The organism is Streptomyces sp. NPDC090798 (genome assembly GCF_044768965.1).
Taxonomy (GTDB): Bacteria; Actinomycetota; Actinomycetes; order Streptomycetales; family Streptomycetaceae; genus Streptomyces.
The window spans coordinates 64,072-83,915 of sequence record NZ_JBIVXA010000019.1 but is presented as its reverse complement, the minus strand read 5'-3'; the positions used below and the strand labels follow the sequence as shown (position 1 = coordinate 83,915).

Sequence of the window (19,844 nt, the reverse complement as noted above, 5' to 3'; positions counted from 1 at the left end):
CGTTCCCCACCCCCCACAGGTGCGGGCCGTCCCCTGCACGGGCGGCCCGCACCCCCTGTTTCCTCACCGCTCCCGGGCTCATTTGTGCTGGTGAAGGGTGATATGGACGATGAGTGCGCGATGGTCGCTGCCGGCGATACCGAGGAAGGTGGCCGCGTTCGCGGAGAAGTCCCTGGAGACGAGGACGTGGTCGATCTGGGCGCCGAGGGCAGGGGCGGTGCGGGCGGGCCAGCTCGGGGTGCGCGGGGAGCCGGCCAGGCGGGCGCTGTCGCGCAGCCCGGTGTCGAGGACGCGGCGGAACGCGGCGTGGTCCTGGGAGGCGTTGAAGTCCCCGGCGAGGATGGTGGAACTGTCCTTGCCCCCGGCGGCGTAGTCGCGCAGTTCGCCGAGTTCGTGCCGCCACAGTCCGACCTGCCCCGGCAGCGGCGGCATGGGATGCGCGAGCTGGAGCCGTACGGCGTGTCCCTGTACGTCGGCCACGGCCCCCGGCATCCCCATCGTCCCGCGTACGCCGTCCGCCACCGCGAGCGGGAACCGGCTGATGATCACGGATCCGTCGGACCCGGCGCCCTCGACGGAGACGCGGTACGGATAGACGCCCCCCGGGCCCTGGAAGGCTTTCTTGAGCGTGGCGGAGCACGTGTACTCGCACTCCTCCACGAACACGATGTCGGGCCGGTGCCGTTCGACGGCGGCGACGAGTGCGCGGGCGCCCTGTCCGAACTGCACGTTCGACGTCATCACCCGCAACTCGGCGACCGGACTTCCGGTCGGCTCACCGGTCTTGCCGTAGGGCTCGATGTACCAGGCGAGGGCGCCCAGCACCAGCACACCCCACACCATCGCGACCCGCCGGCGGGCGAACAGGGCGAGCAGGAGTCCGAGGCCGGTGGGCGCGAGGAGCCACGGCAGGAAGGCGAGCAGCTGGGGCACGGGGGTGATGCCGTCGCTGTCCGCGGCCCGGCATCCGACCACCACGCTCACCCCGGCCAGCAGCAGGCCGGCCGCCCAGGCCCCGGCCCGCCGGGGCCTGGACCGCTTCGGCCGGTCCTCGGACCCCGCCGGGGCAGTCACCGCAGTCTCCAAGTGGGGGCCTGCCTTCCGCTCGTTCGCGTGGAGTGCCCGAATCCTCCCTCATCGACGGGCTGGGCGTCTGCTCAGGCGTCGAGTCCGTCCAGGAAGGCCGCCAGTGCCCCGTTGAACTCCTCCGGCCGCTCCAGGTTCGGCAGATGGGCCGCCGAGGCGATCACGCCGAGCATCGAGTGCGGCAGCGCCGCGTGCATCGCCTCCGCGTCCGGGACCGGGGTGTACTCGTCGTCGGCGCCCACGACGACGAGGGCCGGGACGGTGACGCGGGTCAGCAGGTCGCGGTAGTCGGGTCGCTCGGCCCGTCCCCGCAGGGCCGCCGCCGCGCCCTCGGGCGGCGTGGCGGTCATCATGCGGTGCACGTGCGCCGCGACCTCGGCGTCCGCGTACGGCGCGACCATCCTGTACAGCACCTCGTCGGCGTAGCCGGCCATGCCCTCGCGCAGCAGGCGGTCCGCCATCGCGGCGCGCGCCTTCCTGCCCTCCGGGGTCTCGGCCGACGGGAACGTGTCGGCCAGCACCAGCGCCCGGATCCGCTCCGGGAAGAGCCGGTAGCACTCCATCGCGATCTGGCCGCCCATGGAGAGTCCGGCGAGGATGAACCGGTCCACCCCGAGGTCGTCCAGCAGCGCCGCGATGTCCTCGGCGAAGGTGGCGAGCGGGGTGACGCCGGGAACCACCGGAGACGCGCCGTAGCCGCGCAGGTCCGGGGCGATCACTCGCCGCCGCGACGAGAACGCGGCGATCTGAGGGGCCCACATCGTGTGGTCGAAAGGGTGTCCGTGGATCAGGACGAGAGGGAGCGCCGCGGCATCGGCGGCGCCCCCTTTGTCCTCGTACGCGAGGAAGGGTGCCATGGTCGCGACCCTAGGTCCGGCCAACTGCTCGGTGCAATAAGATCTTTGCCCTCGGTGCAATCCGAAACGCGCGCCGCCTGTGTGCTGAGCCGAAGCACGGTAGCTGTCACCTAGGCAGGGGTGTTGTCACCAGTAGCCCGGTACCCGACTGGTCGGAGAATCCCAGAGACAGTCTCGCCGCGTCCTGGAAGGCTTGCCGGCTGTGGGTTCGCATCGGCTGCCGCTGCCGGGCACGGGATGATTCCGTCGAGGCGGAACACCTGGGCTGGGCAACCGATCAGCTCTCAGATCCTCGAAGTGAGCGCTGCGATCGGGCGCAGGGTCGAAACCGTGCCAGATAGGCGAAGGTCGAGCCGCTCCTGGTGCTCAGATGCAGGCCGGACGCGTCGGCGAGACGGTGCAGAGGGCCGAAGGGGATCCAGTGCCGGTCGAAGAACTCGCCCACGACCAGCCGTCCTGCGGGGGTGAGCACCCGTACTGCCTCATCGAGCACCCGTTGTGGTTCCGGGATCTCGCCCAGTGCGGTCACCAGATACATGGCGTCGAAGGTGTCGTCGTCGAAGGGCAGCTCGCGGGCATCCGCATGGGTGGGCACGATGTTGGGTACTGCGCGCTGTCCCGCGCGGTGCATCACGTGGCGGAGCATCTCGGGTTGGATGTCGAGGATGTCGAGCTGCCCGTGGGGCCCGAGTTGCGGTGCGATGTGCAGCGACTGCAGTCCGGTGCCGGGCCCCACTTCGAGGATCCGCTCGCCCGGGCTCGGGGTGAGCACCGCGTCGAGCCGGGCGGATGTGAGGAACGGCAACGGCAGGTCCAGCAGGCCGCGTTGGGCGTAGGGGTACGGCGCCTTGTCGCCGAACCACCAGGCGCCTGCGGCGGCAGCGGCACTGAGGGCGCAGGCCCAGCGCAGGCGCGGTGCGGTCAGGACAGCAGAGCCCATGGTGTTCTCCAGTTCTGTGGTATCCGTGGTTGCAGCCCGGGTCGGTGTGGCGGGTTTCATGGGGTGCGGGGCAGCGCTCGAACCGCCAGGCGGACGCATACCGCTGCGAGCGGAAGTTCTGCGAACAACGCCATGACCAGCGCCGCGCGCAGTTCGCTCCCGCTGGCCGCGGTCATCGTGTCGAACCATGCGTCGACGGTGAGCAGGGCGGCCGTCGCGGCGGCGGCCAGTGCCAGTCGCCGATCCCCGCGGGTGGCCAGCAGACCTGTGGTGATCAGGCCGACCGCCTCCAGCGCGTCCAGACCCACCCAGGCGGCGGACCAGTGCGAGGCACGGAAGGTGGTCGGCAGGCTGGTGGCCAACACGACGAGCCACGGCAGCAGCGCCACCCCGCAGCCGGCCAGGACAAGACCCCGCCGTCGGCCTGGAAGGCGGTCCGGACGACGGCGCTGCGGGCTGGGGAGCGATCCCCTGCGCGGGCCGTGCGGCCTGCGTATGCCGCGCTCGGCGTCCGGCTCCGGGAACAGTTCGATGATTTCCTGCACGCCCTTCAGCCTGAGCCGCACAGCGATCACAGTCAGTAATGCCGGGTGCCGTTCTCAGGGTGGTGCCAGCTTCACCATCGATCCGGATGCACGGTGCATGGCATAGCCCTCACCTGCCGTTTTACCGTCGAGCCATGACGATTCCCCGGGCGCTGCGGCGCAGAGTTGTTCGGGTCCGGCGGGACACCGGTTTCTTGGCGGCCGGGATTCCGCTGCACCTTGCGCTGGTGCCGTTGTGGAGCTGGATGGCGAGTGTCGCGAAGTCGAGGGCGTGGCCGGTGCTCCCGCTCCCGTTTGTGCTGATCTTGCTCGGTGTGCTTGTGCTCACCGCTGTGCAGCGACGCCGTTACCGGGTGCTGCTGGGAGTGGAGATCCTCCGGCTGCCGGCCGCGCGCGAGCAGGGGTGGCTGAGGCGCGCTCTGCGGTGGCTGTCCGTGGCGCGGCAGGCCGGATACCACCTGCTTGTCGGTCCGCTCCTGGCTGTGGTGGAGCTGGGGGTGCTCGCTGTGTGGGTCGCGGGCCTTGCTGGCGTCACCGTCAACGGGTGGGCCTGGATGTTGCCGGTCCAGGTTCGCCTGGACCATGTCGACTACGAGACCCAAGCGGTGTACTACACCGCGGCCGGCGTGCTGCTGTTGTGCGCCGCACCCTGGCTGACCGGGCCGGTGACCCGCGCCGAGACCCGGATCGCGCTCGCGCTGCTCGGGACCAGCCGCTCCCAGCAGCTTCAGCAGCGTGTCGAGCACCTGTCCGAGAGCCGCACCGACCTGATCGACGCCGTCGATACCGAACGCCGCCGCATCGAACGCGACCTGCACGACGGCACCCAGCAGCGCCTAGTCTCCCTCGCGGTCAACCTGGGCCTGGCCAAGGCCACCCTCACCAACCTGCCGGACGAGGCCCGCACCGTGATCGACGAGGCGCACCGCGAGGCGAAGGAGGCCATCGCCGAACTCAACGACCTGGTGCGCGGCCTGCACCCGGCCGTCCTCGAAGACCGCGGGCTGGACGCGGCGCTGTCCGGGCTGGCCGCCCGGGTACCGATCCCGGTACGGCTGCGAGTCGACCTCGAGGAGCGAGCGGCGCCCACCGTGGAGTCGGTCGCCTACTTCGTGGTCTCCGAGGCGCTCACCAACGTCACCAAGCACGCCCGCGCCACCCGCGTGGACGTCACTGTCAAACAGATCGGGAGAATGCTGCGTGTGAACATCACCGACGACGGGACCGGCGGCGCCGACACCTCCACCGGCAGCGGACTGAGCGGGCTGGCCAAACGGGTCGGTTCCGTCGACGGCACCTTCCACCTCAGCAGCCCGGTCGGGGGCCCGACCACCGTCGCCGTGGAGCTGCCATGCGAGCCGTGATCGCCGAGGACTCACTGCTGCTGCGCGTCGGGCTCGTCAAGGTCCTGGAAATGGCCGGCTTCGACATCGCGGCCGAAGTCGGCGACGCCGAAGCCCTGCTTGCGGCCGTCGAGGAACACCGGCCCGGGCTGGCCCTGGTCGATGTCCGCATGCCACCCGGCTTCACCGACGAAGGCGTACGCGCCGCGCTGGTGATCCGTAAGCAGTGGCCGCAGACCGCGGTGGTACTGCTCTCGCAGTACGTCGAGGAGCGGTATGCGGCCGACCTGCTGACGGCCAACACCAGCGGCGTCGGCTACCTGCTCAAGCAACGCGTCGCCGACGTGGAGGAGTTCGTGGCTTGCGTTCGGCGGGTTGCAGCCGGGGGCACGGCACTGGATCCACAGGTGGTCGCCCAGCTGCTCGTGCGCCGCCGCAGTGACCCGCTCGATCGGCTGACGCCACGCGAACGGGAGGTACTCGCCCTGATGGCCGAGGGACGCTCCAACACCAGGATCGCCGAGGCCCTGGTCGTCAGCGACAGCGCAGTGGCCAAGCACATCAACAACATCCTCGCCAAACTCGACCTGCCCGCAGCCGACGCCGACCACCGGCGCGTTCTCGCCGTCCTGAGATTCCTCGGCGCTTCCCCGACCTAACCGACCCGCCGCCCGCACCCCTACCGCCGTTCGGCCCAACAGACCGGCAAGCCAACAAACGACGTCTCGCGGACACCGAGCCACGTGGAAAGCGGTCCCGCGGGTGGCTCTCATGCTTCGGCTCATGTGCGATCCGAAACGCGCACCGCGCACCGCGCACGTGCGATCCGAACAAGGGGGAACGTTCCTATGGTGGACGACTACCGGCGCATCGCCGACCGGCTCGCCGACGACATCGCCGCCGGGCGGCTCAGACCCGGTGAACGACTGCCCCCGCAGCGGGCGTTCGCCCGGAGGCGCGGGATCGCCGGATCGACGGCCGGACGTGTCTACGCCGAACTGGTGCGGCGCGGACTGGTGGTCGGCGAGGTGGGCCGCGGCACCTTCGTCCGGACCGCCCCGGTCCCCTCGGGCCGCGCCCTCGCCGAGCCGTCCCCCAAGTCCCCGGCCCCGCTCGTCAATCTGGAACTCAACTACCCGTCCATACCGGGCCAGTCGGAGCTGCTCACCCCCGCCCTCGCCCCGCTGCTGCGCCCCGACGTCCTCACCGAGTCCCTGCGCACCGCTCCCGCCACCGGTACGCCCGCCGCCCGCGAGGCCGCCGCCGCCCTCCTCGCCACCCCGGGCTGGCGCCCGGCCCCGTCCCGGCTGGCCTTCGCGGGCAACGCCCGCCAGGCCATCGCCGCCGCGTTCGCCTCCCTCGTCCGGCCGGGCGGCCGCGTCGGCGTCGAGGCACTGACGTACCCGCTGGTCAAGGAGATCGCCACGCGGCTCGGCGTCACCCTCGTACCGCTGGCCATGGACGACGAAGGGCTGCGGCCCGAGGCGGTCACCGCGGCCCACCGCTCGGCGCCCCTGTCCGCCGTGTACGTCCAGCCCACCCTGCACAATCCGACCGGCGTGACGATGGGGGACGCGCGTCGCCGGCAACTGGCCGACACCGCACGCGACCTGGACCTCCCGCTCGTCGAGGACCGCATCTGGTCCTTCCTCCACACCGGCCACGACCCCCTCGCCGCCCATGCCCCCGAGCGCACCCACCTCGTCGACGGCCTCTCCAAGCGGGTCGCGCCCGGCCTGACCGTCGGCTTTCTCGTCGTGCCCGAGGACCGGGTCGAGGACGTGGCGGCGGCGCTGCGCTCCGGTGCCTGGAGCGCGGGACGGTTCGCGCTGGAGGCCGCGGTGCGCTGGACGGGGGACGGCACGGTCGCCCGGCTGGTCACCGCCAAGCGGGCGGACGCGGCGCTGCGGCAGGCGCTGGTCGCCGAGCACCTCGCCGGGTTCCGCGTGCGGGCCGATCCGCGGGCGTACCACGCCTGGTGGGAGCTGCCGGCGCCGTGGCGGGCGGACACGTTCACGGCGGCGGCAGCGGCGCACGGGATCGCGGTGACCCCGGGTCCGGCCTTCGCCGCCGCCCCGGCCGCCCCGGCGGGCGCTTCGGACGCCGTCAGGCTCGGACTCGCGTCGGTGGCTCCGTCGGAGCTGGCCCGGGCGCTCGGGACGCTCGCCGACGTCGCGCGTACGCGGCCGTGAGCAGGGCGGTCAGCGCCACCGTGATGCCTAGCACTAGCAGCGCCCAGGAGACCAGGCGCAGGGTGTCGGTGAGGGCGTCGTAGACCGCGCCCACCGCCGTGGGGGACACGTCGGGCGGCAGGTCGGCGAGGGTGAGCCGGCGGCCGACGGCGACCGCGACGCCGAGCAGCGCGGCGCCCAGCGCCGTGCCGAGCCCGGTGGCCAGCACCGCCTGTCTGCGGCACACCGCGACGAGGATGCCTGTCACGGCGAGGACGGCCGCTGTGACGGGCAGCCAGAATCCGGCGACTTCAAGCACGTGGAACCCCTTCCGGAGCTCGGCCAGATCCTTCGAGGGCAACACCGTGATCTCGGTGTGCTCGAGGGGGATGCGGTTCGCCAACGGCACGTGAGCGTCGGCGAGTTGACTCCTGACCTGTTCGGCGACCGGGGCGAGGTCGATCGTCACGGCCTCCTCCCGGTCACTGCGCAGCGCGCGCATCACCGCCTCGTGCGCGGCCCGGTTCGCCGCCTGCCACGCCGTGTGGAACGCCGGTGTCAGCGTGAACGAGCGCACCGCGTCCCGTACGAAGTGGTTCACCGGCCCCTGGAGCGGTGCCCGCACATGGACTTCGCGCAGGATCCCGGTGGTGACGGCCGCGGCGATCGCCTCCCGTACGTCCGTGTCGGCGGCGAGCGGCTCCATCGCGGCCGCGTAGCGCTCGTCGTCGCCGATCCCGTACGCCGCCCAGGTCGACAGCGCGCCGAGCGGCGCGAACAGGCAGGCGAGGGCGATCAGGACGGCCGACAGGGTGCTGCGCACACGAGGGGACACCCCACCAGGCAAGGCCCCGTGGGCGGCGGACGCGAGCGGTGTGACTGCATATGGGTGCAAACGACGAGCCGCTCCGGTGGAGAGCTCACCCGAACGGGTGTTACCTGGTTGTAGCGGCTCTTCCCAGAACTCCTGGGACTTGGTCCCAGGGGGTAGGTGAGTGAGGGAGGCGCACGAGGCCCCGGCAGCCTGCCGGGGCCTCGTGCACCATGTCGTGTCGCCGCGTCAGCTCACCGGATGGCCCGCCGCGTCCTCGTGCGTGTAGTAGTGGTAGAAACTCCCCGCGAGCACGAACACCGAGACCCCCAGCGCCATGAACGTGGAGCGCAGCACGGAAGCGCCGGTCAGGCTGTAGAGGAACCCGAACGCGATGCCCGCGAACGCGGTCCACACCAGCGCGTGCAGTTCACGCCTCAGCACCGGCGCCAGCATGCGGACGCCGATGTAGGCGGCCGCGAACACGATCGCGCACACGAACCCGAACAGGACGTTCCAGCCCGTGATCGGTCCGCCGTCGCGCAGGCCGGCGTCGCGCACGTTGGCCGCCGCCCAGTAACCGTAGAGAAGCCCGCCGACGACGGGCACCGCCCACTTCGCGACGGCGTGGGTGCGCGCGTCGAAGACATCGGGTGCGCGGTGCGTCCGCGCCGCCCATGTCGAACCCGTGATTCCCGCCGTTCCCGCCGTACGTCCTGTCACCGCTGCGTGTCGTGCCCCTGACGCCTTCGAGACTGGTGCCGCGTGAGTCATGGGAGCACTCCTCTCTCCTCGCCCCGCCTTCCAGGGCACACCCCGGCCGGGCGGCTGGCAAGTCGGGATGCGGGGGTTTTGGCCTCGTGTTTCGCTGAATCCCATGAAGGTCGTACTCTTCGGCGCCACCGGAATGATCGGCAGCCGTATCGCAACGGAGGCATCGGCGCGCGGGCACCAGGTCCTGGCGGTGAGCCGCTCCGGGCAGTCGCCGGTTCCAGGGGTCACGGCGACCGCCGCGGACGCCTCGGACACGCCGAAGGTGACCGAGCTGGTGTCGGGCGCGGACGTGGTGGTTTCGGCCTGCGTACCGCCGCGGGACGGGACGGAACCCCGAGGGCCGTTCCTGGCGCTGAACACGGCGCTGGTGGACGCCGCCCGGGCGGCCGGGGTGCGGCGGCTGGTGGTCGTGGGCGGGGCGGGCAGTCTGGAGGTCGCGCCCGGACAGGCGGTCGCGGACCAGCCCGGCTTCCCGGAGGCCGTTCTGCCGGAGGCGCGCGCCCACAGCGACGTCCTCGACTTCTACCGCACGGTCGACGACCTCGACTGGACATACATCTCGCCCGCCGCCGAAATCGCCCCGGGCGCCCGTACCGGCGTCTTCCGCCTCGGCGGTGACCGGATGCTCACCGACGACCACGGAAACAGCCGGATCAGCGCCGAGGACTACGCCGTCGCCGTCGTCGACGAGCTGGAGACGCCCGCCCACCCGCGCGCCCGTATGTCGGTGGCGTACTGACGAGGAACGGGTGGTACGGCGACGTGGGCGCCCTGCGACGCATCCGGGACCTGTCGCCGCTGCTCGGCCCGGTGCCCCCGGAGCAGCGCGAGGACTCCGTCCAGCGGCAGAAGATGCTGCGGCTGCACGGCCACAGCGTCGCCTGGGTGGCGCCGCTGGTCCTGCTCATCGGCATCGGGCTGGCCGACTGGAACACCTCCGACCAGTTCCGGATCATCTCCTGGATCGTCCTCGTCCCCGGCATCGCGGCGGCGATCTGCGGGGTGTGGACCACGGCGGTCTTCGCCTGCCTGGCGGTCGTCACCTACGCCGAGGTGGACGCGTCCTGGGAGCACCAGTACCAGACCGGCCTTCCCGACTTCATCCTCGTCAGCATGGGCAGCGTCCTCGCGGTCCTGGCCTGTGCGGTCCGGGTCCGCGGCGAGCGGCGCATGCTGCACATGATGGACGTCGCCGAGACCACCCGGCGCGCCGTGCTGCGTCCGCTGCCGCCCGGCTGGGGAGGCCTCGACCACGCGGCCGTGTACCTCCCCGCCGACAGCGAGGCCAGGGTCGGCGGGGACTTCTACGACATCCAGCCGGGCCCCCGCGGCACCCGGCTGCTCCTCGGCGACGTGCAGGGCAAGGGGCTGGGCGCGGTGGAGTCGGCGGCCGCGCTGCTCGGCACGTTCCGTGAGGCGGCTTACCACGAATGCCTCCTGCGGACGGTCGCCGACCGTCTGGAGGTGCGGATGCTCCGGCACGTCGGCTACGGCACGGCGGTCGGCCGCGACGACCGCGACCGCTTCGCCACCGCCGTCCTGGTGGGCTTCCCCGACGACACCCGGGAGACCGTCGAGTTCGTCAACTTCGGCCACGAGCCGCCCCTCGTGGTCGCGCCCGACGGCGTACGTACCCTGCCGCCGGGCCACGGACTCCCGCTGGGTCTCGCCGAGCTGACCTCCGACCAGCCGCTCGTCCTGACCGCCGTACTGGTCCCCGGCGAGACCCTGCTCCTCGTCACGGACGGGGTGACCGAGGCCCGCGACGCCGACGGAGTGTTCTTCCCGCTCCTCGACCGGGTGACCCGCGCCCTGACCGAGGACCCCCGCACGGTCGAGCCGCAGCGCCTCGTCGAACTCGTCCGCGACGGCACCCTGCGGCACTGCGGTGGGCGTCTGGCCGACGACACCACGATCTTCGCGGTACGACGACGGGGGGACTCCAAGCCGGTGGTGTCGCCGAACGTGGTCCCGGAGGGTACGGGCGGGGGCACAAGCCAGCCATAGGCGGGCGTTTGCCCGGCTGACGTCCCCCTTTGCAGGCGCAGCGGTTACGGTGCTGGCGTACGTGATCGATGGGGAGGGAGGGAACCATGCCCGGAACCGTGCTGCTCCTCGCGGCCTCACCGGTGGGCAAGGGGTGTCTGGTGGACGCGGCGTCCGTACTCCCCGTGCTCGCGGCGGTGTCCCCCGCGGTGCTGTCCGGCACGGACACCGCGAACGTGGTGGAACTGGCCGACCCGTTGGAGCCGCAGGCCGTGCTGACCCGGCTGCGCGCGGCCGCCACCGCCCCCGGCCCGCTGACGATGTTCGTGACGGGCCAGCTCCAACTGGACCGCCGCCAGCGCCTGCCGCACCTCGCACTGGCCCGCACCACCCCGTCGACGGTCCGCTACACGGCCTTCCCCTGGCACTGGATCACCGAGGAGCTCCGGCTGCGCGCGCCGGGCACCACCGAGCTCCTGGTCGACCTGCACGCCGACGCGGAGACCTGGGAGTACCTCGCGTCGAGCCCCCTCACCGCGGGCACGGGGGTCGGCCTGTACGGGCGCGTCGCCCCGCCGCCGCCCCGGCGCACGGTCGCGTCACCGGCGTACATGAAGGCCCTCGCCACGATCCTGCGCAGCGGCCGGCGGCCCGAACTCCCGCTGCTGCACCAGCAGTCGCTGGCCCGGATCGAGGCCGAGAGCGGGCCGCCGGGGATCGTGCTGGCGGCTCCCGCGCGGATACCCGTGGTCCCGGACCCGCACGCCGCGATCACCACCGCCGCGCAGGCGGGCCGGCACGACGAGGCCGCGGCACTGGCCGCGCGCTGGGAACAGGAGGCGGCCCGCACCTGGGGCGTCACCTCCGAACAGGCCCTGCACTGGGCGGAGGTCCGCGCGGACCTGGCGATGCTCGCGGGCGACCCGGTCGGCAGCTGCCGCATCTGGCTGGCGATCGCCGGGCACCGGCTGGACGCGGGCCAGGCCGCCGACGCCCCCGCCGTCGAGTCGGCCGTGGACCGGGCCCACCACCAGTGGGGGCGGATCGGGGACTCCGCACGGGCCGTCGAACTCGGCTCCGCGCTCGCCGGGTTGAGGCTGCGTGTGCCCGGACGCCGGCAGGGCGCCCTGGACCACGTACAGCGGCACCTCAGCAGACTCCAGGCGCAGGTGTGACGCTCGGGGTCGGGGCCCGGCGGGCAGTCGCCGGCGGCCGCGCCGGTCGTCTCGGATCCCAGGAACTCCATGGCCGTGGTGAGACATGCGGAAGCCCGCCTTCCCCGGGGAAGGCGGGCTTCCGGGTCGCGGCGCCGGTGAATCAGCCGACGAACCAACCGGTGAATCAGCCGGTGAAGATGAAGTACTTCCAGTCACCGTGCGTCGTCGAGTTCACGTTGTCGCCCGACGTGCCGTTGTAGTACGAGGAGCGCACGCGCATCCGGTAGCCCGTCTCGTGGGTGCCGCCGAGCTGCACCCTGGACACGCCCGTGGAGCTCAGCTTGAAGTACTGGGTGCCCGCGTCGTACCAGGTGCCCTGGTAGTAGAGCTCCATCTCCAGCCGCTGCTGACGCTGCGGGTACGCCGTCATCGTCGTGGTGAACAGCGGGTCCTTGGACTTGTGGAAGTAGTAGTACGTGTGGCCGTACACCGACTTCTTCTTGTACTGGCCGCTGATCGCCGTGGACACCTTCACCTTGGCGCCGACGGTGCTGCTCACGGACTTCGACTTGTAGCGCGAGTCGCCCGCGAACTTCGCGGTGACCTTCGCGTCGCGCTTGAGGTCGAGCGTCACGGTGAGGTTGCCCGAGGAGTTCACCTTGCCGGACCTCACCAGCTTGTTGGGCTTGTCGGAGCCGAACGGGTCGGCCCAGATCTCGACCGTGCGGTTCTTGTACGTCGAACCCAGGTGCGCCGTGAACTTCACGTCGGTGTCGTAGGCGTACACCTTGCGGTTGTTGTTCAGGGTGAGCGTCGGGGTGGCGCGCGAGACCTCCACCGTGTCCGAGGCGGACGCCGGGGTGTGGGTGGCGTCGCCCGCGTACTTCACCGTGTACTTCACCTTGCCGCCGGCCGGCGGGGTGTCCTTGAAGGAGAACTTGCCGCCGGCGCCCAGGGTCTTGGTACCCAGCGACTTGCCGTTCGGCGACTCCATGTCGGTGCGGGTGACGGTGACCGGCGTCCCGGCGGCCGGCGGCAGACCGGAGGTGAGCTTGCCGCTGACGGTGAGGGACTTGGCCCGGGTGGCGGTGGCGGGTGCGTCGACCGTCAGAGTGCCGGCGTACTTCCGGGGTTCGTCGATGACGTGGAACGTGGTGCGGTAGGAGATCTCGGTCAGCACGAACAGCTTGTTCCCGTCGGGTGCCCAGACCGCGCCGTGCCGGTTCCACACCCCGTTGTACTGCAGGTTGCGGACGCTCGCGGGCTGGTCCGGGCCGTTCGTGAAGACGTAGGTGTCGCCGGTCTCCTCGAAGTCGTCGACGGTCGCGGCGACCGTGCCGTCCGGGGCGATGCTGACGCCGTACGGCGTGTCGGCCACGGGGTAGGTGCGCACCTGTTCCAGGTCGGAGAGGCGGTACTCGGTGAGCGCCCGGTTCCCGGGTCCGGCCACGACGAGGTTCTGGCCGTCCGGGGTGAGGGCCGCGTCCTTGGGGAAGCCGCCCTTGTCGGCGGAGACGCGGATCACCGGCGTACCGGAGGAGATGTCGTAGACGATGACCGGGCCGGAGCTGATACCCGCGTCGAGGGCGACCAGCATGCCCGGGTTGTCCGGGTCGGCGTACAGCATGGGCGGGCTGGCGTAGTCGTGGCCCGCCGCGAGGTCGAGCGTGACTGTGGGCGTCTCGGCGGTCAGATCGACGGCGCCAAGCCCGGAGTCCCACTGGTCGCCGTAGGCGAACCACAGTTTGCCGTCCGCGAGCGCGAGCCGGGAGGGTTCGGTCTTCGCCCCGGTCGCGTACTCGGCCTTCTGGGTGAGCTGCGCCGTGTCGAAGGCCACGATCTTGTCGGCTCCTTCGACGGCCGCGTACAACGTGCCGGAGTCCGGGCTGAGTTCGAGGTCGGTGACCTGGGGCAGCCCGGAGAGCTTGCCGACGACCTTGCCCGAGTAGTCGGTGACGGCGATCTGGCTGGACGCGGAGTCGCTGATGAACAGCCGCTGGTGAACGCTGTCCACCACCGTGTCACGCGGGTCCTGGACGTCCAGGGACCTGCTGGAGTCGGCCGCCGCGACCCCGGCACCGCCCAGGGCGAGCGCGGCCGAGCTGAAGAGGACCGCCAGCGCTGTGGCGGCGGGAAGAGTGCGCATACGCACGCTGATTCGAACCCCCCGGTGCGAAGTGTGGGCGCCACCGGCACGGGTCGAGTGATGTCCTGGCCCTGTCCGGCCTGCGAGCCGTGCAGAACCTGTGAGCCGTGTGTGGCGAGTGGGCAAAGGTTAAGTCATGCCACTGACAACGGGAGCCGCAGGGGTCACTGGAACGCGTGGGTGTGCTGTTCTGCCCCTGTCGAGAGCCTCCCCCGGCGTCAACTCCGGTGCCATGATGGTGAGTCATGACTGCTGAGGGGGAGGGTGTGGCAGCCCGGGCCATCCGCGTGCGTCTGGACGGGACGGCGAGCGACAGCGATGTCGGCGCCCTGAAGAAGTGGCTGGAGCGGGAGAGGCCGCTGGAGCAGCTGGTCAAGAGGGGTGATCTCCGGATCGAGGAGCGCGCCGGGACCGATGAACAGGGCACGCCCATGGGCGTCGGCATGGACATCGTGCTGGTGCTGATCGGGGCGGGCGCGGAGACGGTCTTCAAGGAACTGCTCGCGCAGGTCAAGAGCGCGGTGCGGGCCTGGAGCGACAACCGCGGCTCCGTGGAGAACGGCGATCCGCCGGACGCCCGTGTCGATCCCCTGGGCTCCGACGAGAGGTAGCCGGGTGGACCGCTTCGACCCGCGGGGAAAGGTGAACCGGGCGCTGCTGGTCGGTGTGTCCGAGTACGAGTTCACGCGGCCGAAGCACCGCGACGGCGTCCCGGGCCAGCTGCCCGCCGTCGCCCACAACCTCGCCGTGCTCGTACGGGCCCTGGAGAGGGGCGGAGTCCTCCAGCCCCTGGAGATCACCGTCGCGCGCTCGCCGCGGCTGGCCGACTTCCGCCACTCGCTGCGCGCGGCCGCCGACTCCGCCGAGGGGCTGCTCCTGCTCTACTTCGCCGGACACGGCGCCGTGCCCAGCGCGGGCGACGAACTGTGGCTGCAGATGCGCGACGCGGAGATCGTCCGGGGCGAGACGGCGGGGTTCGAGGGCGCGGCCCGGTTCACCAACGTGCTGCGCATCCTCGCCAACAGCCACGCGGAGCGGATCGTGGTCGTCCTCGACTGCTGCAACGCCGGCAACGCCGCCCGGGTGTGGGAGGCCGTGGAGCGCCCCGACGTCCGACGGCGCGTCTCGGTACTGATGAGCGTGCAGGCCAACAACCGCATCGACGCGGGCGACGCCGACACCCCCACCCCGTTCACCGCCCGGCTGGTGGAGCTGCTGACGTCGGGCATCGAGGATCAGGAGGGCGAGGGGCAGGGCGACGAGGTTCACTTCCTGGCCCTCGCGGAGGCGCTCAGGGCCTACATGTCCACCCACCACCGGACCGAACGCGGAGAGCCCTGGGAACCGCAGAGCCGCACGGAGAACCCTCCGGTGGACGTGGTGCTGGGGATCCGGGCGGGGGCCGGGAGGCCCGTCGGCTCCAGGGCCGCGGCCGTCGGAGCGGGGGCGGCGAGCCGCCCCACGTCCGGTCGCCGCCGGCCGCGCGCGTTCGTGGAACGGGCGCGTGCGGCGGCGGCCCGGTTGCGGCCCGGGGTCGTGGGCCCGCGCGCGCTCCGGCCCTCGGCCCCCACCTCGAACCGGCCGCCCGGCCAGGCCCCCGGCGGGCCCTCGCTCCGCCGCCTCGCCGTCGTCCTCCTCGTCCTCGCCGCCGCCCTCGGTCTCGTCGGCCACTTCGTCGTCGACAACGCGGCCTCCGACCGGTCCGCCTGCGGCCCGCCCGTGGAGCTGCGGCTGCTCACGGACCCCGATCTCGAATCCACCGTGCGCAAGGCGGCCGACACCTATCTCACGTCGTCGGCGAACACCACGGGCGGCGGCTGCCGGCGCAGTGGGATCACGGTGTACGGCGCGGGCTCGGCGGCCGTGGTGGCGGGCCTGCGCGACCAGTCGGACCCCTGGCAACGGCCGGTGAGCGACGACACCGACCCGCAGCGCGACATCGGGCCCCAGCCGGACATCTGGATCCCGGCCACGCTCGCGACCGCGGCCAGGGCGCGCCCCTCCGGGGTGGCGCGGACCTACGTGACGCTGGAGCCGGACGCGTCGCCGTTCGCGTACTCCCCGATGGTGCTGTCGCTGCCGCAGGGCATCGCCGAGGACTCGGTGCGCGAGCGGACCGGCGACTCGCTCGTGGGCCTGCGGGCGAAGCTGGCACGACGGGACAAGGCCGCCTCCATGCGGCGCCCGGACCCGGAGTACACCGACTCCGCGCTGCTGGCCACGGTCGGCCTCTACGGCGCGGCCAAGGCCGACGTGGGCGGGGCGGAGAAGAGCGTGGCCCAGACCGGACCGCCCGCGCCCACCGCCGGTGACCTGCTGTGCGCTCTGCCCGACGACGCGGACACCGACCGGAGCACCGCGGCCCTCGTACCGGAGTTCCTGATGGTGAGCGGGGTCGGCTGCGACCGGACGACGCGCACCCCGCGGATGGCCGAGTACCCCGACGACGTGCCGGGCCTGACCCCCACCTTCGTCCGCGTCCGGTGGGCGGGCGGCGACAGCGACGAGGCGGCCCGGGACGACGCGGTACGGCGCTTCCACGACTGGCTCACGAGCACCGGTCTCCCGGTCTTCGGGCAGGACGGCTTCCGCGCCCCTTCCGGCGCCCGTGCCTTCCTCGCGGCCCACGACTCGGCCACCGGTCTGATCGCCGACCCCGGCCGGCCCGCCGGGGCCGCGGGCGCCGAGGCGATGGACACGGCCCTGAACCAGTACCGCAACGCCAAGGGCCCGGGGCGGGTGCTCTTCCTGCTGGACAGCTCCGGTTCGATGGCCGGTCTGTGGCAGGGGCCGGGCGGCGCCCCCGGCATCCTCAAGCAGTCCCTCGGCGGACTCGGCACACAGGACGAGTACGGCGTCTGGTCCGTGGCCTCTCCTGGCCGGAGCCCGTACGCCGAACTGCTGCCCTTCGGACCCCACAAGCGCCGCGACGCCGAGCGGGCCCTCGACCGGGCGGCGGTCAAGGACGCGGAGGCGGATCCGTACGGCGCGTTGAAGGCGGCGCTGGACACCATGGCCCAGAAGGGCAAGGACGACGACCGCCCCGAGCTGATCGTCTTCCTCACGGACGACGAGGACGACAACCACCTCACGGCGAAAGGCCACTTGGACGAGCTGCTCACCTCGGCTCGGACCAAGGGCGTCCCGGTGGTCATGGCGGCCCTCGACAGCGGCGGCTGCGCCAAGGGCAGGCCCGACCAGCGGATCTCCGACGCGAGTGGCGGGCGCTGCCTGGACACCAAGGGCGACCTCGTGGCGGGCCTGCGGGACGAGGTCGCGCGTACCGGAACGGGGGACGAGTGATGCGGCGACGGCGGCGGGCACACGGGCCGGGCCACGGGCCGGGCCACGGGCGGGTCCACGGGCGGGTCCACGGGCGGGTCCACGGATACGGGCTGGCCCTCGCCCTGCTGCTGACCGCCTGCACCGGCGGCGGGCCGGCCGGACCCGGCGCCACGGTCTCCCCCGGCGCCTCCGGGGACATCGTCGTGGCCAGCGGGCGGGACGTGACCGGCAAGGGCGGCATCCGCCAGCAGCTCATCGACGCGTGGAACGCCCAGCAGGACAGGGAACACAGCGACGTCCACGCCCGCCTGGTCGAACTCCCGGGCTCCGCCGACCAGCAGCGCAGCCAGCTGCTCGGCGCGCTCCAGTCCGGCAGTGCCCAGTACGACGTCGTCAACCTGGACGTCACCTGGGTGCCGGAGTTCGCCGCCGCGCACCTCATCCGCCCGCTGCCGGACACCCTGGTCGACGCGGACGTCATCAAGTCGGTGGCGAGCACGGCCCGTTGGGGCGGAAAGCTCTACGCCGTCCCCTTCAACAGCGACGTCGGCCTGCTCTACTACCGCCGGGACTACCTCAAGCAGGCGCACGTCCAGGACACCGACCTGAGCAAGGTGACCGCCTGGCGGCAGCTGCGGGACCTCATCGATGCCGTCGAGGCGCCGGGCCGGTCGCGGCCGAAGGGGTACGAGAAGGGCTGGACCACCCAGCTCGGCCCGTACGAGGGCCGCACGGTCAACGGGATCGAGGCGTTCCTGTCCGCCATGGACGGCGCCGGCCTCACCGACGAGGACGGCCGCTACACCGCCACCGTCCAGCAGCTGACGGACGGCCTCGCGGAGCTGCGCGCCCGCACCCAGGGCGCGTACACGCTCGGGGACGCGGTCCGCTCGGACGAGGGCGAGTCGCTCACCGACTTCGCTGACGGGCGTACGGCCTTCCTGCGTCACTGGCCCTACGCCTACCGCACCCTGCACCAGTCCCTGAGCGACGCACAGCTCGGCGTCGCCCCGCTGCCCGGCCGGGCGGTGCTCGGCGGCCAGAACCTGGCGCTGGCCGGATCCTCCCAACAAGCCGACAAGGCACGGGAGTTGATACGGTTCCTCACCAACAAGGAGAGCGAACGCTGCCTGCTGGACGCGGGGTTCGCGGCCACCCGCGAGTCCGCGTACACGAGCGACGACGTGACATGCGGTGTGGCGAGGACACCCGGAGCCGCCTCCCCCTCGGCCTCGCCCTCCCGCGAGAGCGCCGACCGCATGCCGCGCGACGACCACGGGCGCCCCGCGTACGCCCGGACGATCCTGCTCCCCGCGCTCCGGCGCGCCGTCCAGCGCCCCCGCACCCCGTTGTACGGCGCGTTCACCCAGACGTTCGCCACCGAGCTGGGCAGGCTGTTCACCGACGACCCGCCGGGCGACGCCGAGTTGGCCGCCGAACTGGACAAGGAGCTCAGGAAGGTTCTTCCGGGCTGACGAGATACGCGAGCGCCCCCGACACCAGCGTCCGCACGCCCGGCGCGACCGTCGCCAGGTCGGGCGCGAACTGCGGGCTGTGGTTGCTGGGCACGGCCGCGAACTTCTCCATGAGGTCGTCGCCCGAGGCCGCGTCCCACACCTCGGCCGGGGTGCTGGTCACGAACCAGTAGGAGTACGGGATCTTCCCGTCCGCGAGCCGGGGGAAGTCCTCGCTGCCCATCGCCGGCCCCGGGTCGAGAATCGCCTGGGCGCCGAAGACCTCGCCGTGCACGGCCGCGACCCGGCGGTCGGTCTCCGGGTCGTTGACGGTGACCGGGAAGCTGTTGCCGACGACGACGTCGGGCTCGCGCGGGCAGCCGGCGGCCAGGCACTCGCCCGCCGCGATCCGCCGGATCGCCGCGATCATCCGCTCACGGACCTCGTCCGACTGCGTGCGGATGTTGAGGGCGATCCGGGCCTCGGCGGGGATGATGTTGTGCCGGGTGCCCGCCTCGATCCGTCCCACGCTCAGCACGGCCGGCTCGCGCGCCGCGATCTCCCGGCTGACGACGGTCTGCAGCCGGGTCACGAGGTACGCGGCGGTGACGACCGGATCGACCGTCGACTCCGGACGCGAACCGTGCCCGCCCCGCCCGTGCACGACGATGTCCACGTCGGTGGAGGCGGACATGATCAGTCCGGGCGAGTGGGCGTAGAGCCCGGCGGGCCCGGGGGCGGCGTGCTGGGCGAGCAGCACGTCCGGCCGCGGGAACCTCTCGTACAGTCCGTCCGCTACCATCCCCGACGCGCCCTCACCGGTCTCCTCGGCGGGCTGCCCGAGCACGAGGAGCGTGCCGGACCAGGTGTCGCGTCCGGCGGCGAGCGCCAAGGCCGCGCCCGCCAGCCAGGTGAGGTGCAGATCGTGCCCGCAGGCGTGCATCACGCCGGGCGCCTGGGAGGCGTACGGCAGTCCGGTCGCCTCCTGCACCGGCAGCGCGTCCATGTCCGCGCGCAGCAGCACGGTCGGCCCGGGCCCGTTGCGCAGGACGCCGACGACTCCGGTGCCGCCGACGCCGGTGACCGTGTCGAACCCGGACGTGCGCAGCCGGTCGGCGAGCGCGGCGGCCGTCCGGTGTTCGCGCATCGACAGCTCCGGGTGCCGGTGCAGGTCCCGGTAGAAGTCCTCCAGGCCGGGGACCGGGAGGTCGGCGGTGAGGTCCAGTGCGATGCGTGCGGCAGGCGAGATCACGGGGCCAGCGTAGGGGCCGCCGACGGGACGGGGGAGT

Annotated in this window: 17 protein-coding genes; 9 read left to right on the top strand and 8 right to left on the bottom strand. The window is 72.4% G+C overall.

The window, feature by feature from the left end; all coding sequences use genetic code 11:
- Positions 1-78: 78 nt before the first annotated feature.
- The 4 genes from ACIQTP_RS33560 to ACIQTP_RS33545 form a co-directional block, all read right to left on the bottom strand.
- Positions 79-1,086 carry an endonuclease/exonuclease/phosphatase family protein gene (locus ACIQTP_RS33560; protein ID WP_403407134.1) on the bottom strand — a complete coding sequence of 336 codons (1,008 nt, stop codon included), beginning with the start codon at positions 1,084-1,086 and terminating at the stop codon, positions 79-81.
- Positions 1,087-1,157: 71 nt separating this feature from the next.
- Positions 1,158-1,943: an alpha/beta fold hydrolase gene (locus tag ACIQTP_RS33555; protein WP_403407132.1), complete on the bottom strand. Its 786-nt coding sequence runs from the start codon at positions 1,941-1,943 to the stop codon at positions 1,158-1,160.
- 277 nt (positions 1,944-2,220) lie between these two features.
- Positions 2,221-2,883, bottom strand: a complete 663-nt coding sequence (locus tag ACIQTP_RS33550; protein WP_403407130.1) for a class I SAM-dependent methyltransferase — start codon at positions 2,881-2,883, stop codon at positions 2,221-2,223.
- Between the two features lie 56 nt (positions 2,884-2,939).
- Positions 2,940-3,428: a hypothetical protein gene (locus ACIQTP_RS33545; protein ID WP_403407128.1), complete on the bottom strand. Its 489-nt coding sequence runs from the start codon at positions 3,426-3,428 to the stop codon at positions 2,940-2,942.
- 134 nt (positions 3,429-3,562) lie between these two features.
- Between ACIQTP_RS33545 and ACIQTP_RS33540 the strand changes: the two genes are divergently transcribed.
- From ACIQTP_RS33540 to ACIQTP_RS33530, 3 genes are all read left to right on the top strand, one after another.
- The gene (locus tag ACIQTP_RS33540) at positions 3,563-4,792 is read left to right on the top strand and encodes a histidine kinase (RefSeq protein ID WP_403407126.1); all 1,230 of its coding nucleotides are present in this window, start codon (positions 3,563-3,565) and stop codon (positions 4,790-4,792) included.
- The gene (locus tag ACIQTP_RS33535) at positions 4,780-5,430 is read left to right on the top strand and encodes a response regulator (protein ID WP_403407125.1); all 651 of its coding nucleotides are present in this window, start codon (positions 4,780-4,782) and stop codon (positions 5,428-5,430) included. The genes ACIQTP_RS33540 and ACIQTP_RS33535 overlap by 13 nt, the downstream gene beginning before the upstream one ends.
- A gap of 192 nt (positions 5,431-5,622) precedes the next feature.
- The gene (locus tag ACIQTP_RS33530) at positions 5,623-6,963 is read left to right on the top strand and encodes a PLP-dependent aminotransferase family protein (RefSeq protein WP_403407271.1); all 1,341 of its coding nucleotides are present in this window, start codon (positions 5,623-5,625) and stop codon (positions 6,961-6,963) included.
- On the opposite strand, the gene ACIQTP_RS33525 is transcribed toward ACIQTP_RS33530, so the two are convergent.
- Positions 6,878-7,777: a hypothetical protein gene (locus tag ACIQTP_RS33525; protein WP_403407123.1), complete on the bottom strand. Its 900-nt coding sequence runs from the start codon at positions 7,775-7,777 to the stop codon at positions 6,878-6,880. The two genes, ACIQTP_RS33530 and ACIQTP_RS33525, sit on opposite strands and share 86 nt — an antisense overlap.
- Before the next feature lie 225 nt (positions 7,778-8,002).
- Entirely contained in the window at positions 8,003-8,476 is a 474-nt protein-coding gene (locus tag ACIQTP_RS33520) for a hypothetical protein (protein ID WP_403407121.1), read from the bottom strand.
- A gap of 154 nt (positions 8,477-8,630) precedes the next feature.
- Here ACIQTP_RS33520 and ACIQTP_RS33515 point away from each other — a divergent pair, with 154 nt between their 5' ends.
- The 3 genes from ACIQTP_RS33515 (at position 8,631) to ACIQTP_RS33505 (ending at position 11,688) form a co-directional block, all read left to right on the top strand.
- Complete coding sequence (locus ACIQTP_RS33515) at positions 8,631-9,266, top strand: NAD(P)-dependent oxidoreductase (RefSeq protein WP_403407119.1); 636 nt, start codon at positions 8,631-8,633, stop codon at positions 9,264-9,266.
- Positions 9,267-9,379: 113 nt separating this feature from the next.
- On the top strand, positions 9,380-10,534 hold the full coding sequence (locus tag ACIQTP_RS33510; RefSeq protein WP_403407269.1) for a PP2C family protein-serine/threonine phosphatase: 1,155 nt from the start codon (positions 9,380-9,382) through the stop codon (positions 10,532-10,534).
- 86 nt (positions 10,535-10,620) lie between these two features.
- Positions 10,621-11,688 (top strand): hypothetical protein, encoded by a 1,068-nt coding sequence (locus tag ACIQTP_RS33505; RefSeq protein WP_403407117.1) that lies wholly within the window; start codon positions 10,621-10,623, stop codon positions 11,686-11,688.
- A gap of 166 nt (positions 11,689-11,854) precedes the next feature.
- On the opposite strand, the gene ACIQTP_RS33500 is transcribed toward ACIQTP_RS33505, so the two are convergent.
- Positions 11,855-13,822, bottom strand: a complete 1,968-nt coding sequence (locus ACIQTP_RS33500) for an Ig-like domain repeat protein (RefSeq protein WP_403407115.1) — start codon at positions 13,820-13,822, stop codon at positions 11,855-11,857.
- A gap of 239 nt (positions 13,823-14,061) precedes the next feature.
- Here ACIQTP_RS33500 and ACIQTP_RS33495 point away from each other — a divergent pair, with 239 nt between their 5' ends.
- From ACIQTP_RS33495 to ACIQTP_RS33485, 3 genes are read left to right on the top strand one after another with little or no spacing between them, the layout of a single operon-like run.
- On the top strand, positions 14,062-14,427 hold the full coding sequence (locus ACIQTP_RS33495) for a hypothetical protein (RefSeq protein ID WP_403407113.1): 366 nt from the start codon (positions 14,062-14,064) through the stop codon (positions 14,425-14,427).
- A 4-nt stretch (positions 14,428-14,431) separates the two neighbouring features.
- Positions 14,432-17,119: a caspase family protein gene (locus ACIQTP_RS33490; RefSeq protein WP_403407111.1), complete on the top strand. Its 2,688-nt coding sequence runs from the start codon at positions 14,432-14,434 to the stop codon at positions 17,117-17,119.
- Complete coding sequence (locus tag ACIQTP_RS33485) at positions 17,119-18,576, top strand: extracellular solute-binding protein (protein ID WP_403407109.1); 1,458 nt, start codon at positions 17,119-17,121, stop codon at positions 18,574-18,576. The genes ACIQTP_RS33490 and ACIQTP_RS33485 overlap by 1 nt, the downstream gene beginning before the upstream one ends.
- Here ACIQTP_RS33485 and ACIQTP_RS33480 read toward each other — a convergent pair.
- Positions 18,554-19,807, bottom strand: coding sequence for an amidohydrolase (locus ACIQTP_RS33480; protein ID WP_403407107.1), 1,254 nt, complete (start codon positions 19,805-19,807; stop codon positions 18,554-18,556). The two genes, ACIQTP_RS33485 and ACIQTP_RS33480, sit on opposite strands and share 23 nt — an antisense overlap.
- Positions 19,808-19,844 lie beyond the last annotated feature (37 nt).